At 47.3% G+C, this 14,184-nt stretch carries 9 protein-coding genes; all 9 read left to right on the top strand.

Annotation, left to right across the window (positions count from 1 at the left end):
• Nucleotides 1-87: 87 nt before the first annotated feature.
• The gene (locus QUA25_RS21850; RefSeq protein ID WP_333041239.1) at nt 88-228 is read left to right on the top strand and encodes a hypothetical protein; all 141 of its coding nucleotides are present in this window, start codon (nt 88-90) and stop codon (nt 226-228) included.
• A 266-nt stretch (nt 229-494) separates the two neighbouring features.
• A complete protein-coding gene (locus QUA25_RS21845; protein WP_333041238.1) occupies nt 495-1,838 on the top strand; it encodes an ABC transporter substrate-binding protein in 1,344 nt (447 codons plus the stop codon).
• Between the two features lie 564 nt (nt 1,839-2,402).
• Complete coding sequence (locus QUA25_RS21840; RefSeq protein WP_333041237.1) at nt 2,403-4,916, top strand: MASE1 domain-containing protein; 2,514 nt, start codon at nt 2,403-2,405, stop codon at nt 4,914-4,916.
• A gap of 853 nt (nt 4,917-5,769) precedes the next feature.
• Nucleotides 5,770-9,477, top strand: a complete 3,708-nt coding sequence (locus tag QUA25_RS21835; RefSeq protein ID WP_333041236.1) for a response regulator — start codon at nt 5,770-5,772, stop codon at nt 9,475-9,477.
• Nucleotides 9,470-9,844 carry a response regulator gene (locus QUA25_RS21830; RefSeq protein ID WP_015177895.1) on the top strand — a complete coding sequence of 125 codons (375 nt, stop codon included), beginning with the start codon at nt 9,470-9,472 and terminating at the stop codon, nt 9,842-9,844. Before QUA25_RS21835 ends, QUA25_RS21830 begins: the two co-directional genes overlap by 8 nt.
• The gene (locus tag QUA25_RS21825; RefSeq protein WP_333041235.1) at nt 9,841-10,902 is read left to right on the top strand and encodes an adenylate/guanylate cyclase domain-containing protein; all 1,062 of its coding nucleotides are present in this window, start codon (nt 9,841-9,843) and stop codon (nt 10,900-10,902) included. The genes QUA25_RS21830 and QUA25_RS21825 overlap by 4 nt, the downstream gene beginning before the upstream one ends.
• Nucleotides 10,903-10,936: 34 nt before the next feature.
• Complete coding sequence (locus QUA25_RS21820; protein WP_333041234.1) at nt 10,937-11,455, top strand: Ycf51 family protein; 519 nt, start codon at nt 10,937-10,939, stop codon at nt 11,453-11,455.
• Nucleotides 11,456-11,625: 170 nt separating this feature from the next.
• Entirely contained in the window at nt 11,626-12,957 is a 1,332-nt protein-coding gene (locus QUA25_RS21815) for an ATP-binding protein (RefSeq protein WP_333041233.1), read from the top strand.
• A partial coding sequence (locus tag QUA25_RS21810; protein WP_333041232.1) for a tetratricopeptide repeat protein occupies nt 12,954-14,184 on the top strand: 1,231 nt, incomplete at its 3' end. The genes QUA25_RS21815 and QUA25_RS21810, both read left to right, overlap by 4 nt.

Raw genomic sequence — 14,184 nt, 5'->3', positions numbered from 1 at the left:
CTACCTAATTATCAACAAGGCATAAGAGCTATGAGGCTTATTCTATCAGCGTTATAGACGACTTGTCGCCCCGACAGTCATGTCACCATCAATAGCAATGCCAACCGCCAAAAAAGAATTTTCGCCAATTCTGCTAAAATTGTAGCGCCCCAAGGTTATCTTGTATACATGACCTGCACTTATTCAACCGCAGAAAATGAACAAGTCAGCGAATGGCTGTCAACCTAATTCCCCGAATTTGGGCCAGTCACTGTTCCTCTTTTAGAAAAATATCGATCGCACCTGACAGAAATTCCTTGCTATCGGATGTTGCCGCAAGATAGACTAGGAGCAGGAGCTTTCACAGTTTTGTTTCAAAACACCTCGGATGGAGAGAGAAATCAGCTACCAGCAGATTTTCTAGATTTAGCTCGTTTTACCAACATCTAACTATCCGCGTCCATCCCCGTTCATCTGCGGTTAAAAAAATCTTCTTCCCTGAATCTAACTAAAAAATGATATTATCCAAATTATCCGAAGCAATTAAAAGACCACTCAAACTAGCGATCGGCATTTTAATTACCTTAAATCTGCTAATATTAAGCGGCTGTCAAAACAGCACAACCCCAGCCTCAAAAAACGGCGAACCGATCATCGAACTCACACTGTGGCACGGCATCAATCCTCCACCAAACCGCGACGTATTTCAAACCCTCACAAACCAATTCAATAAAACGCATCCCAACATCCAGATCAAACCAGTTTACATCGGTCAGCCCGACCAACAACTGCCAAAAATACTAACAGCAATAGTTGGAAACGCACCGCCGGATTTGCTGTGGAATGCTGCCACAATTTCAGGAAAACTAGCAGAACTAAACGCAATTGAACCCTTAGAAAAGTGGCTAGACAAATCGCCCCGGAAAGCCGAAATCTACCCGGCACTCTTCGAGTCAATGGAACTCGGCGGACACACTTGGTCAGTTCCCCTAGCGACAAACAACGTCGCCATCTTTTACCGTCCCAGCTTATTTGCAGCAGCAGGAATCAAAGAAGTGCCGAAGAATTGGCCGCAATTAAAGCAAACAGCCCGATCGCTCACGCAAGACACCAACGGAGACGGCCGCACAGACCAACACGGCATAGTGCTCCCCCTAGGCAAAGGAGAATGGACAGTATTTACGTGGCTGCCATTCATGTTCAGCGCAGGCGGCGAACTCAAAGGCGAAATACCTCAAAGTCCTGTACCCCAAATAGATAATCCCGGTTCTCACGCCGCCTTAGAATTGTGGAGCGACTTGTTAAAAGAAGGTTCAGCAATATTGTCAGCACCCGAACGCGGTTACGAACTCGACAATTTCATCGCCGGGAAAGTGGCCATGCAAATCACCGGGCCGTGGACGCTAGCACAGTTGCAGCAAAGCGCGATCGACTACGGAGCAATGCCTTTACCGATCCTCAAACGCCCTGCCGCCGTCGTAGGGGGTGAAAACCTATTTTTAATGAAAACTTCGCCAGAACGAGAGCGAGCAGCCCTAGTATTCTTAGAATACGTTATAGGTGAAGAATTCCAAACAGCATGGGCATTAGGAACAGGTTATTTACCCATTAACTTAAAATCGAGACAGAGCCAAGCTTATCAAAGCTTTGTGGAAAAAAACCCTGTTTTGCGAGTATTTTTAGAACAAATGAACTCAGCCAGAGCGCGACCCATTATATCAGGTTACTCCCGCCTATCAGAAAACCTCGGTCGCGCCATAGAGGCAACCCTTCTGGGCCGCAACCCCCAAGACGCTCTTAAAGAATCTCAAGAGCGTTTGACACTAACCTTAGATATTGCAACAGCCAAAGAGAAATAGACAATAAAAAATATTTTTTGTTGTCTGTAAATTATCCGCTTTCACTGTATTCGAGCGAAAGACTGAAAGCCTCGATTGATTGGTTAAAAATCTAGTGAAAATCACTACCGTCTGCACTTCTAATCAGAAACCGTGTTGCTTGCGCCAAACAGACGTAAAAACAGAGATTTTACGTCGCTCTTATTTGTATTTTAGGTATGGTAGGTATTATCGATCGTGATGCAAGATGTTAGGGTGAATAGAGTTACGATCGCCAGACACAAAAAGACACCCGCTGTCGCTCGGTAATAAATTTTTAACAAAAACCAAAAATTTACAAACCAATTGCTTAGCCATTAGAGATATATTTACAAAAAAGCGATACTCCCGAAATTCATGGGTAGATTTGATGGAACAAAAAAAACGCTCCCTCAACGGCACCACAAAAAGTTAGCTCAAAAGCTTCTCCCACTACCTACCACCCATGACCTACCATCACCTAATAGAAACATTTTCTCTACCCTGTGCCTGTCCCGTGCCACCTACTGAGACCCCAACAACCGTCCACCTTTTCCCCAAACGACCATGCAGACAAAGTTCCTTAATGCAATCAAAGGACATTCCTGGCGGTACTTCCTCGCAGTAGGCGCGATCGCCCTGGTCTACTATTGGGCGTCCCAATTCGCCATTTCCACCCTCACCCTCAGTTCAGAAATTTACCCGATGTGGCCAGCCGCAGGAATTGCCCAAGTCGCCCTGCTGCTGTTTGGGCGACAACTGTGGCCGGGAATCGCGATCGGAGGCTTCCTGTTCAGCATGAGCGTACCGTCGGCCAACATCGGCACGGCATTGATCTCGGCAGGCGCCAGGACCCTGCAAGCGTGGACGGGAACTTATCTACTCCAGGGCATTAACTTTAGCGCCAGGCTCGATCGGCTCAAAGACGTTTTAGGAATAGTCGGACTAGCAGCCTTGGGCTCTACCCTGATCAACTCCACCATCGGCAGCATCGTCGTATGCCTGACCGGTTTATCTAGCTGGAGCAATTTTGGCACGATTTGGGGGACTTGGTGGGTGGGAGACGCTATGGGAATTGTGCTCGTTGCCCCGCTGCTACTGACGTGGCAACAATTGCCCAAAGTCCCCACCCATCGTAAACAGATAGCTGAACGAGCGATTTGGCTGCTGCTGCTACTAGCACTCGGCTGGCTCGTCTTCTGCTCCCGCACCCGCGCCGCCTACGCCCGCTATCCCCTCGAATACTTACCATTTCCGCTCGTAGTTTGGGCTGCCTTTCGATTCGGTCAGCGCTACACGGCCCTCTCCAACCTCATCCTCTGCGGCTTCGCCATCTGGGGTATCGCCCGAGGCAGCGGCCCCTTCCTCAAACACGCCAGCAGTATCCCCCAAGCACTGTTATCCCTGCAAGCCTTCATCGCCGTCATCGCCGTCACCGGCTTAGTCTTAGCGGCCACCGTCGCCGAACGTCACCAAGCAGAAGCCTCCCTGCGCGCCAGCGAAGCCAGCCTCGCTAACGCCCAACGCATCGCCCAGCTAGGCAACTGGGACTTAGACCGCAACGCCCAGCAATTGCGGTGGTCAGAGGAAATTTACCGCATTCTGGGAGAGCAACCGGGAACTTTTGAACCCAGCCTGGAAGCCTTCTTGGAATACGTACACCCTGAAGACAGAGAATTAGTCAAAACCTCGATCGAAGCCGCTTTATTTCAGCAACAGCCTTACAGCATCGACTACAGGCTCATACTCCCCGACGGCAGCAACCGCACAGTCTACGAACAAGCCGCCGTCACCTCCCTCTACATCACCAGCACCGTCCAAGACATCACAGACAGAAAGCAAGCCGAAGCCGCCCTGCGTTCTTCAGAAGAAAGATTTTCCAAGGCCTTTCACGCCTCCCCAGTCGGCATCAGCATCTGCACCCTCACAGACGGATGCTTCCTTGATGCCAACGAAAGCTTTTTGCGCTCATTAGGCTGGCTGCGGCACGAATTTATCGGCCGCACTCCCAGCGACTTAGGAATGTTTGTCAATTCAGAAGACGGTGGGAGGCTCGCCCAGATTTTACAATCACAAAATTCGATCAGCAACCAAGAAATCAAAATTCGCACCAAAGCCGGCGAAGTGCGCGACTGGCTGATGTCAGTAGAACTCATCCACCTCGGCAGCACTCAGTGCGTTTTAATCATGACCACCGACATCACCGAACGCTTGCGTTCCGAAGAATTCCGCCGGGCCGCATTAGCCGCCGAAGCTGCAAATAGATCCAAAAGCATTTTTCTCGCCAACATGAGTCACGAACTCAGAACCCCCCTCAACGCCATCATCGGCTACAGCGAGCTCCTGCAAGAAGACGCCCGAGACCTTGGTGCCGAAGAGTTCATCGACGACCTCCAGAGAATTAACAAGGCTGGCCAGCACCTACTCACACTGATTAGAGATATTCTCGACTTGACCAAAATTGAAGCAGGCCACATCGACTTCCACCTTGAAACCTTCACCATTTCAACTCTGGTTGAGGAAGTAGTTGCCACGATCGCCCCGATGGCACAAAAAAATAGCAATATCCTAGAAATACAATGCCCCGAGGATATTGGATCGATGCACACCGACAAAACTAAACTCCGGCAGTCTGTGCTCAACCTCCTCAGCAATGCCGCGAAATTTACTTGCTCCGGCGCAATTACCTTCGCCATTACCCGATCCGTCGAAACCCCCGCCGACGCTGCAAACAAAGGCAAAAAACTGGGAGCGTATAGAGGAGGTGGCCAAGCTGAAAATAGCTTGTCTCTGTTATCTTCCGCTCAAGATTGGATCATTTTTACGGTCAAAGATACCGGCATTGGCATGAGTCCCGAACAGTTAGCCAGAATCTTTGAGCCTTTCACGCAAGCCGATTCTTCAACTACTAAAAAGTACGGCGGCACTGGCTTGGGGCTGACGATTACTAAGAAATTCTGCGAAATGATGGGCGGAGACATTACTGCATTAAGCGAGTTAGATAAAGGTTCTACTTTTACCATTCGGCTGCCAGCTATTTTCACAGACCTTTCGATCTCAACCGAAAAGTCTGACGACTAATATTTTTTTGACACTTATTTTTTTCCATGCCTGCAACTTTTGTTTACCTCTGCAATTGGCTGATTCTTTCGCTAGCAGCTCTGCAGAATTTGCACATAATTCCTCACATTATAAACTTAGTTTTTTAGAAGTTTTTTTAAAATATAGTAATTTTATGTTATTCGTAAAATTTTTACCCACCCCAACCCTCGCCGCATCCTTCTGAGGGGATAATAAATTCCCAAATAATTTAGAATTGCTATAGAGGTAGAAGATTAGGGTGGGTTAGATAACCCTAATTAATTTATGAGTAAATAGGAAAAGTGCTGAAATCGTTTCCGCTGGCATGGGAATAATAAATTTTCCTGTCCAGTACCCGCGCCCGCGATAGTTTTTTGGCTGCAACCTAGTTTTTGAGGCTAAGTTCACTTGATTAATATTCCGAACAGTTTTTCTATAGCCCAATGGCTTATTCTCGCTTGACATTGATTGACTGTGGATAATTCAATCAATGTCATCTCCACCCTAATCTTGAATTTAATTAATTAGACTTTTTTATGAGCCTTGCCCTGTAAAGCTTGTAGTATCGTTACCCAAACTTTCCTGAGTATTGACTTGATAAGATGATATTATTATTTTTGAGCGTGCTGCCCACATTCAGAGGATTGGTTAGTTGACCAACCTTAAAAGTTCGGAGAATTTATAATTAGCGCAGTTTGAAAGATTTTGGAGAGGAGACACGATCCCTCGGCTTCTCAATAAAACCTGTGATAGACTTCGATCCCGTACTTGTCCCCTAACGGTATACCTACGTATATATACTATTAATTAAAAAGATATACTGTAGAAAGTTGCTTACAAAGCGCCAGAAAATATGCACCCCCACCTCCAGCGCCAACTCGAACAGCTCGGTTTAGTCGGCGAGTCTCCCCCTCCCACTGCTGAGCAGTGGCAGCTTTTATTAGAGCAGGTAAGTTTTAGCTATGACGGAGCTCAGAGTCAGCAAGAACTTCAGCAGCAGGATTGCTTGAACTCGGAGACGGTGGCATTAAAGGATTTAACTGACTCGCCCCAGTCCCCTCAAGACTCTCCAACAGCTTCAGAATTCGATCGACTGCGGGCGATTGTCAACAGTTTGGGGGCGGGATTGTGTATCCTTGACGCGAAGGGCTGTGTAATCTCGGTGAATGCAGAGACAGAACGCTTGCTGGGGTGGCGAGAATCGGAACTTGCAGGCGTTTCTCTGCTAGAGCGCATCGGGAAGCAAAATAAAGGCAACAAATCCCAAGTTTTGACGGCTCCGAAACAGTCGCCCAGCAAGAGTGAAGATGGGACGATCGCACCTACACTAGATTTACAAGAGGCGATCGCTTCCAGTCAACCTTCCAGCAATTGGGACGACGAGTTTTTGTGTCGCGACGGCAATATTTTACCCGTTTCCTATTTTTTCCATCCCGCAGTTGAGGGCAGCGAAATATCAGTCTTGGTGTTTTTTGACATTAGAGAACACAAGCAATCGCTCTCGATACTGCAAGCAGTTCTAAAATCTACAGATGCAGGAATTCTGGCGGTTGACAGAAACGGCAATATATGTAATTATAATCAGAATTTTCTAGAGATGTGGGGTTTGTCCGCCAGCCAAGGAAAGTTGAGCCGATCGACCTTCGGCACACTCACAAACACGCTCAAAACAGGATTCCCATTCGACAGGGAACAATTAAAATACCCGCAAAGATTTCTCGAAAACGTGATCAAAGTGTCGGCAGATTCAGAGACTCAAATCAGCGAATTATTAGAATTTAAAGACGGAAAAATTCTTGAATTAAATTCGTTGCCATCAAAAGTCGGAGCGAAAACAGTCGGTAGAGTCTGGAGCTTTCGAGACATTACCGAACTCACAAAACTAGAACAATCTTTGCAGTATCGAATAGAATTCGCTCAGTTGATTGCCCGTTTGTCAACCAATTTCATCACCCAGCCCTTATCAGAAATAGACAAAGGCATCGCTCAAACCCTGGAAGCGATAGCCACCTTGAGCGGCTTTAACCGCAGTTACATCTACCTGTTATCAGAAGACAAAACCCGCGCCGACAAAACCTACGAATGGTGCGGCGAAAGCATTTCGGCAGTCAAAGACAGCACCGACAAACAAATAGACATCGCACAAATCCCTTGGATCGCAGAAAAACTCGATCGCGCCGAATACATCTATATTCCAGAAATCGGTGAACTCCCGCCCCCAGCAATCGCCGAAATAGCCTATTTTATCGGTCAAAATTCAGGCGAATTCCAGACAGACTCCCCATCCCAAACAGTCAATCAAACAGCAACCGCCTCAATACCTTCGAGTGACGCTTCCCTAAATAATTTAGAATTAAAAAAACAGATAAAAAATATTCAATCGCTGATAATTATTCCCCTAATTTATAGTAAAAACCTAGTAGGATTTCTCGGATTCGATGGCTTAAAGCAAACAGCAGGTCTAGCAACCGAAATATCCACACAGCTAAAAATGGTAGGAGAAATGCTCGCCAATGTCCTAGAGCGCAAGCGAGCAGAAGCAGCTTTGAGACAATCCGAAACAAAATACCGCAGCATCTTTGAAAACGCAGTCGAAGGCATATTCCAGACAACGCCGACCGGGCACTACCTCAGCGGCAATAGCGCACTAGCCAGAATTTACGGCTACGAATCCTGTACCCAAATGCTCGCCGAACTCACCGATATCAACCGTCAATTTTACGTTAACCCCAATCGGCGCGCCGAGTTTATCGCCCAATTGCGCGCGCGCCACCAAGTGTCAAAATTTGAATCCCAAATATACCGCCGAGACGGTAGCACGATTTGGATTTCCGAAAACGCGCGCAGCATCTGCGACGAAAACGGCAGCGTTTTGTACTACGAAGGCACAGTCCAAGACATCACCGATCGCAAACAGGCAGAATCCGCCATGCAGTTGGCCCTAGAAGCAGCAGAATCCGCCAACCGGGCAAAAAGCACATTTCTTGCCAACATGAGCCACGAACTTCGCACACCCCTCAACGCCATCATCGGCTACAGCGAAATGCTTCAAGAAGAAGCCGAAGAATTGGGCAGTTGCGAATCCGTCCCCGACCTCGAAAAAATCTGCAGCGCCGGCAAACACCTGCTGTCCCTGATTGACGACATCCTAGATATTTCTAAAATTGAAGCAGGCCGAATGGAGCTCTACCTAGAAAGCTTCGACATCCATACCTTAATTGAAAGTGCTGTTGCCACGGCCAGGCCACTGGTCGAGAAAAACGGTAATACCCTAGAAGTGTACTGTCCAGACAACCTCGACACCATGCACGCGGACATGACAAAAGTGCGGCAAGTGCTGCTTAACTTGCTCAGCAACGCTGCCAAGTTCACAAAAAACGGGAGAATTGCGATCGGAGTGGAAAGAATTAAAAATGAACAATTAAAAATGAAAAATCAAGAGGAATCTTCCCAAATTTTAATTTCCAACTCCGAATTTTTAAGTTTCCGCGTCGCCGACACCGGCATCGGCATGACACAAGAGCAATTGCAGCGAGTTTTCCAACCTTTCACCCAAGCTGATGCCTCGACTACCCGCGAGTACGGTGGCACCGGTTTGGGACTAGCAATCAGCCAGCGCTTCTGTCAGATGATGGGCGGCAGCATTGAGGTCAGCAGCACCTTGGGCGCAGGCACCACTTTCACCGTGCTCTTGCCCAGCGCCATCAAACAGCCGGAAATCCCCAACAAAGTCCACGACAGCACTAGCCCTCCGGACGCGCCCGCTGTCGGTACGGTGCTGGTAGTTGACGACGACCCGATATCGCGGGATTTGATCGAGCGCACCCTCAGTCGCCAAGGACTGCACGTAGAAGTCGCCGGCAGTGGCGAGCAAGCTCTCCGGCTCGCTAAGCAACTACGGCCAGACGCCATTACCCTGGACGTGATCATGCCCGGAATGGACGGCTGGGCGGTACTCTCAGCGCTGAAGGCCGATCCTGACCTTGCCGAAATTCCCGTAATCCTGCTATCCTTTGTGGGCAACAAAAGCCTCGGCTTTGCATTGGGTGCCTCGGACTACCTCACCAAACCAGTGGACGGCAAACGGCTGGCTGCCTTGTTGAATAAGTACCGACGCGACCAAGACGGCGTTGCAAGTAACAATTTGTGTCAGATTCTAATTGTGGAAGACGACGTTGCCACGCGCGAAATACTGCGATGCGTACTAGAAACACAAGGCTGGGCAGTAACGGAAGCTGACAGCGGACGCGCTGCTCTCGATCGGCTAAAAGTTGCTCGCCCGCACCTGATATTACTGGATTTGATGTTGCCAGAAATGGATGGTTTTGAGTTGATCGGGGAAATTCGCAAATCGCATTCAGGAGATCCTATACCGATTGTTGTGATCACGGGGAAAAACTTGACACCGGCCGAAAGCCAGCAGCTAAACGGCTACGTCGAGCGGGTGCTACAAAAGGGAGTCTACAGTTGCGATAGTTTGTTGCGCGATGTTCGCTCTATAGTCAATGACAGGTTCGATCGCAGGTACGACTCGAAAGGCAAGGAGAACACCAATGGCTAAAATCCTGTTGGTCGAAGATAACGAAATGAACAGGGATATGCTTTCCAGGCGTCTGGCCCGCAAGGGACACGAGGTCTTTATTGCTGTTGACGGTGCTGAGGGAGTGTCGATGGCGCTCGCGAAAGTACCGGATTTGATTCTGATGGATATGAGTCTGCCGGTTCTAGACGGGTGGCAAGCAACGCAGCAAATTAAGGCGGCTCCTGAAACTAGCAGGATTCCGGTGATTGCGCTGACGGCTCACGCAATGGCGGGCGATCGTGAAAAGTGTCTTGCTGCAGGCTGCAATGACTATGACACTAAACCGGTCGAGTTTCCCCGACTTTTGGGTAAAATTGAAACTCTTCTGAAAGAGGCCCTGACATGAAAGGTGACGAGGGCAGCGTGCTGGTTGTTGACGACAATGAGGTAAACCGCGATTTGCTGGCCCGCCGACTTCAGCGTCAAGGCCATGTGGTGACTGTTGCTGAAGATGGTCTCCAAGCTCTGGAAATGTTGCGAAGCGTTCCTTTTGATTTGGTTCTTCTAGACATTATGATGCCGCAAATGAACGGCTATCAGGTGCTCGAAAGTCTGAAGGCGGACGACAATTTGCGCTACATCCCGGTGATTATGATTTCGGCGGTGGACGATATCGACAGTATCGTCCGGTGTATAGAGTTGGGGGCGGAGGATTATCTTTCTAAACCGTTCAATCCGGTATTGCTCAAGGCTCGGATTAGCGCTTGTCTGGAAAAGAAGCGGCTGCGGGATAAGGAACAGGCGTATTTACATGAGTTGGCGCAGGAAAAGGAAAAGTCCGAGCGTTTGCTGTTAAATATTTTACCCAAGGCGATCGCGCAGCGCCTGAAACACGGGGAAATTACCATCGCAGACAGTTTCGCTGAGGTGACAGTGATGTTTGCCGATTTGGTCGGTTTTACCAAGCTTTCGGCTCATTTATCGCCGGCTCAGTTGGTGGAGTTGCTCAACGAGATTTTTTCGGCTTTTGACGAGTTGGCCGAGCGCTACGGACTTGAGAAAATTAAGACGATCGGCGATGCTTATATGGTGGTTGGCGGTTTGCCGACGCCCAGCGACGACCACGCCGAGTCGATCGCGGAAATGGCGCTGGAAATTCAAGCAGCGATGACTAAGATACGTACCAAGGGAGGTCAGCCGCTCAGCATCCGCATCGGCATCCACACAGGCCCGGTGGAAGCTGGGGTAATCGGTACTAAAAAATTTACTTACGATTTGTGGGGAGATACGGTAAATACAGCTTCCCGGATGGAATCTCAAGGTGTCCCCGGCAGCATTCAGGTGACAGTTGCTACCTACGAGCGCCTGCGGGATAAGTACGTTTTTGAGGAGCGCGGCGTGATTCCAGTGAAGGGGAAAGGCGATATGATGACTTATCTGCTTGTGGCTCGAAACGCCTCATGACAAATGACCAAATGACCAATTACCAAATTGACAAATGAGCGTAAATTCTAACCTTTTAATGTACGCCCAATGGGCGGGAATTCTGACAGGAGCTTTAGCTATTTTAACAGTTATAGCATTTATCTTCAAATGGGGTTTTCGCTTCCGATTGGTAGGAGTGACAAGCTTTATGGGAGTAATTGCTGCGAGTATATTCGGTCTGGGTTTGGGACTGTTTTCCCGCACAGAAATTCCCGGTGCAGTTCGCTATTCTTTAGTTTACGATACTGGCGGCGCTCAAACAGTAGTTACTGTGCCACCTACGATCACGGAATCGGAATTAGAAGCAACGATGCAGCAAGCTGCTGCGGATTTGTACTCTCCAGGGCGCTCTGGGCGGGGCAGAGACTACATGACAATCCGGGTTCGTACAGTTGTACATCCTGAACCGGGGCTGTCGCAGCCGCTGTTTTTGGGCGAGGTGAGGCGATCGCTCGCGACTCGTTATGATGACAAAATGGCGATCGAAATCTTCCCCGAAAAAGTCGCAATTTTGAAAAAATATCAAGCTTAAAAATAGGCTGCAGCAGCATTCTTAGGACTTACGCATGGGGGATCAGGAACCGGATTTTTTACAAAAATACTTCGTTGTAACGCGCAGATTCGCTAAAAAACCCGGTTTCTTTGGTCCTAGTGCGTAAGTGCTGAAAAAATAATTTAAAACTATAAAAATAATATCCAATTATGACTCAAGAGTCAGAAAAATTACTAACAAACCTCTACAATGCTTTTGACCCATTCTATCCTTTACCAGCAGGAGATCCGCAGTATGTTGACTGTCGGGAAGTGCGAGGAGATGGCGATATTATCGAAGATTTGGGCAGAAAGATTAAGCTATCGCAGCGAATGACTTGTCAGTTGTATGCTGGACATCGCGGTGCGGGAAAGTCAACAGAATTGCTGCGACTTCAGGAATATTTGCAAAATCAAGGCTGCTTTGTAGTCTATTTCGCGGCTGACGAACAAGATATTAATCCCGAAGATACTGAATATACTGATATTTTGCTAGCTTGCACCAGACATTTGTTAGAAGAACTCAGAAATGCGAACTCTAAACCTTTACGCGATTGGATGCGAGATAGGTGGGAAGATTTGAAAGATTTAGCGCTAACCGAAGTGTCTTTTGAAACATTGAGCTTAGAGTCGCAAATTGCTCAGTTTGCCAAACTGACGGCGAATGTCAGAACCGTACCGAGTCTGCGCCAAAAAATTCGAGATAAAATTAATCCCCACACAACGACGCTGATTGATGCGCTGAATGAGTTTATTGTTGATGCTAAAAAAAACTTGCCGGATAAATCTTCGCAACTTGCAGTGATTGCCGATAATTTAGACCGAATTGTGCCGTTTTCCCAAGACGGGAAACGCAGCAATCTCGACGAAATCTTTTTAGACCGCACTGAACAACTCAAAGCTTTAGATTGTCATGTCATTTACACCATACCGATTTCTATGGTGTATTCTAACCGCGCTACTGAGTTAATCAATAATTATAACGACCCGCAAGTGTTGCCGATGATTATGGTGCAGAATCCAGACGGCAGCACCAACGAAGCGGGACTTGCTAAAATCAAAGAGTTGATTGAAAAGCGGGTAAAACAAGTCAATCCGAATCAATCTTTAGAAACAGGATTGTTTGACAGTCGAGAAACTCTAGAACGCCTGTGTTTGATGAGTGGGGGTCACGTCAGAAATTTGCTGTTGATGATGCAAGAAGCAATAACTCGCACCGAGGATTTGCCAATTACTGTAAAAGCAGCGCAAAGGGCAATTACTCAAGCGCGAGATGTCTACCGCAGAACTCCTGAAGAAGGCGAATGGCAAATCTTAGCGAAAGTCTCCCAAACTCAGCGCATACTGAACGATGAACAGCACCGCGATTTATTGTTTAGCCGCTGTATTTTGGAATACCGATACTATGATGAAGAAGGAGAAATGCAGCCTTGGTATGATGTTCATCCGCTGATTAAAGGAATTAAGCAATTTAAAGATAGTCTTGCACAACTTGAGCCATGACGCCAGAAATAATTGATTGGGAGGCCGATTTACCGCCAGCAGAACCAGAGGAAGAATATCAAACTCTGGTACGCACTCTCAAACGGACAAATGGTTTCCGGTTGTTGTTTGTTGAGTGTTCGCCGGCAGAAGGTGAACGCTTGATTCCGAAAGTTCAAGGGGATGTGCCACAGAAAAAGATTGAAGCTTTAGCGCTGGATGAGTCGGTTTATAACTTTTATAACATAATTGAAGATTTGCCAGAACGAGATGCAATTAATATCCTGTTTGTGAAAGGCTTAGAATATTCACTGTATGAATATGAAAAAGAAAAAAGAGAAATCGGATGGGAAAGCAAGGATATTTATTCTTATAGTTGGCGGGGTGTGCCGCCTGTTTTAATTAATTTAAACCAGCAGCGGGAAAGGTTTAGAGATGATTTTAAGATTTGTTTTGTGTTTATTTTGCCTCGTTTTGCAGTTAATTATTTGATCCAGCGAACCCCGGATTTCTTTGATTGGCGTTCGAGTTTATTTAAGTTATCAATGGATAAAGAACTGCTGCAACTAGAATCAAGGCAGGCTTGTTCCGAAAGAGGGAAGCGAGAAGATTATCTAGCTTTGACTTTCCCAGAAAGAAAACGGGAATTGGTGAGGATTCAATCTTTAATTGATGAGGATGGGCAAACACCCGAACAACAAGCAGAATTGTTTTATGAACAAGGTTTATTGTATGGCTATGCTAAAGAATATACAAAGGCGATACCCTCTTTCGACAAAGCCTTAGAAATCAAACCCGATTATGACGAAGCCTGGTACTATCGCGGCATTGCACTGGCTAATTTAGAAAGATGGGAAGAAGCGATAGCCTCCTATGACAAAGCCTTAGAAATCAAACCAGATTATCACGTAACCTGGAACAATCGTGGCAAAGCACTGGGTAATTTAGGAAGATGGGAAGAAGCGATAGCCTCCTTCGACAAAGCCTTAGAAATCAAACCCGATTATGACGAAGCCTGGTACTATCGCGGCATTGCACTGGATGATTTAGGAAGATTGGAAGAAGCAATAGCCTCCTATGACAAAGCCTTAGAATTCAAACCCAATTCATACCAAGCCTGGTATGATCGAGGCAATACGCTGGATGATTTAGGAAGAGGGGAAGAAGCGATATCTTCCTACGACAAAGCCTTAGAAATCAAACCAGATTCCTACGAAGCCTCGTACAATCGAGGCAATGCACTGCGTA

The organism is Microcoleus sp. Pol17C6 (assembly GCF_036701145.1).
Taxonomy (GTDB): domain Bacteria; phylum Cyanobacteriota; class Cyanobacteriia; order Cyanobacteriales; family Microcoleaceae; genus Microcoleus.
This window is presented reverse-complemented; position numbering and strand designations above follow the sequence as displayed.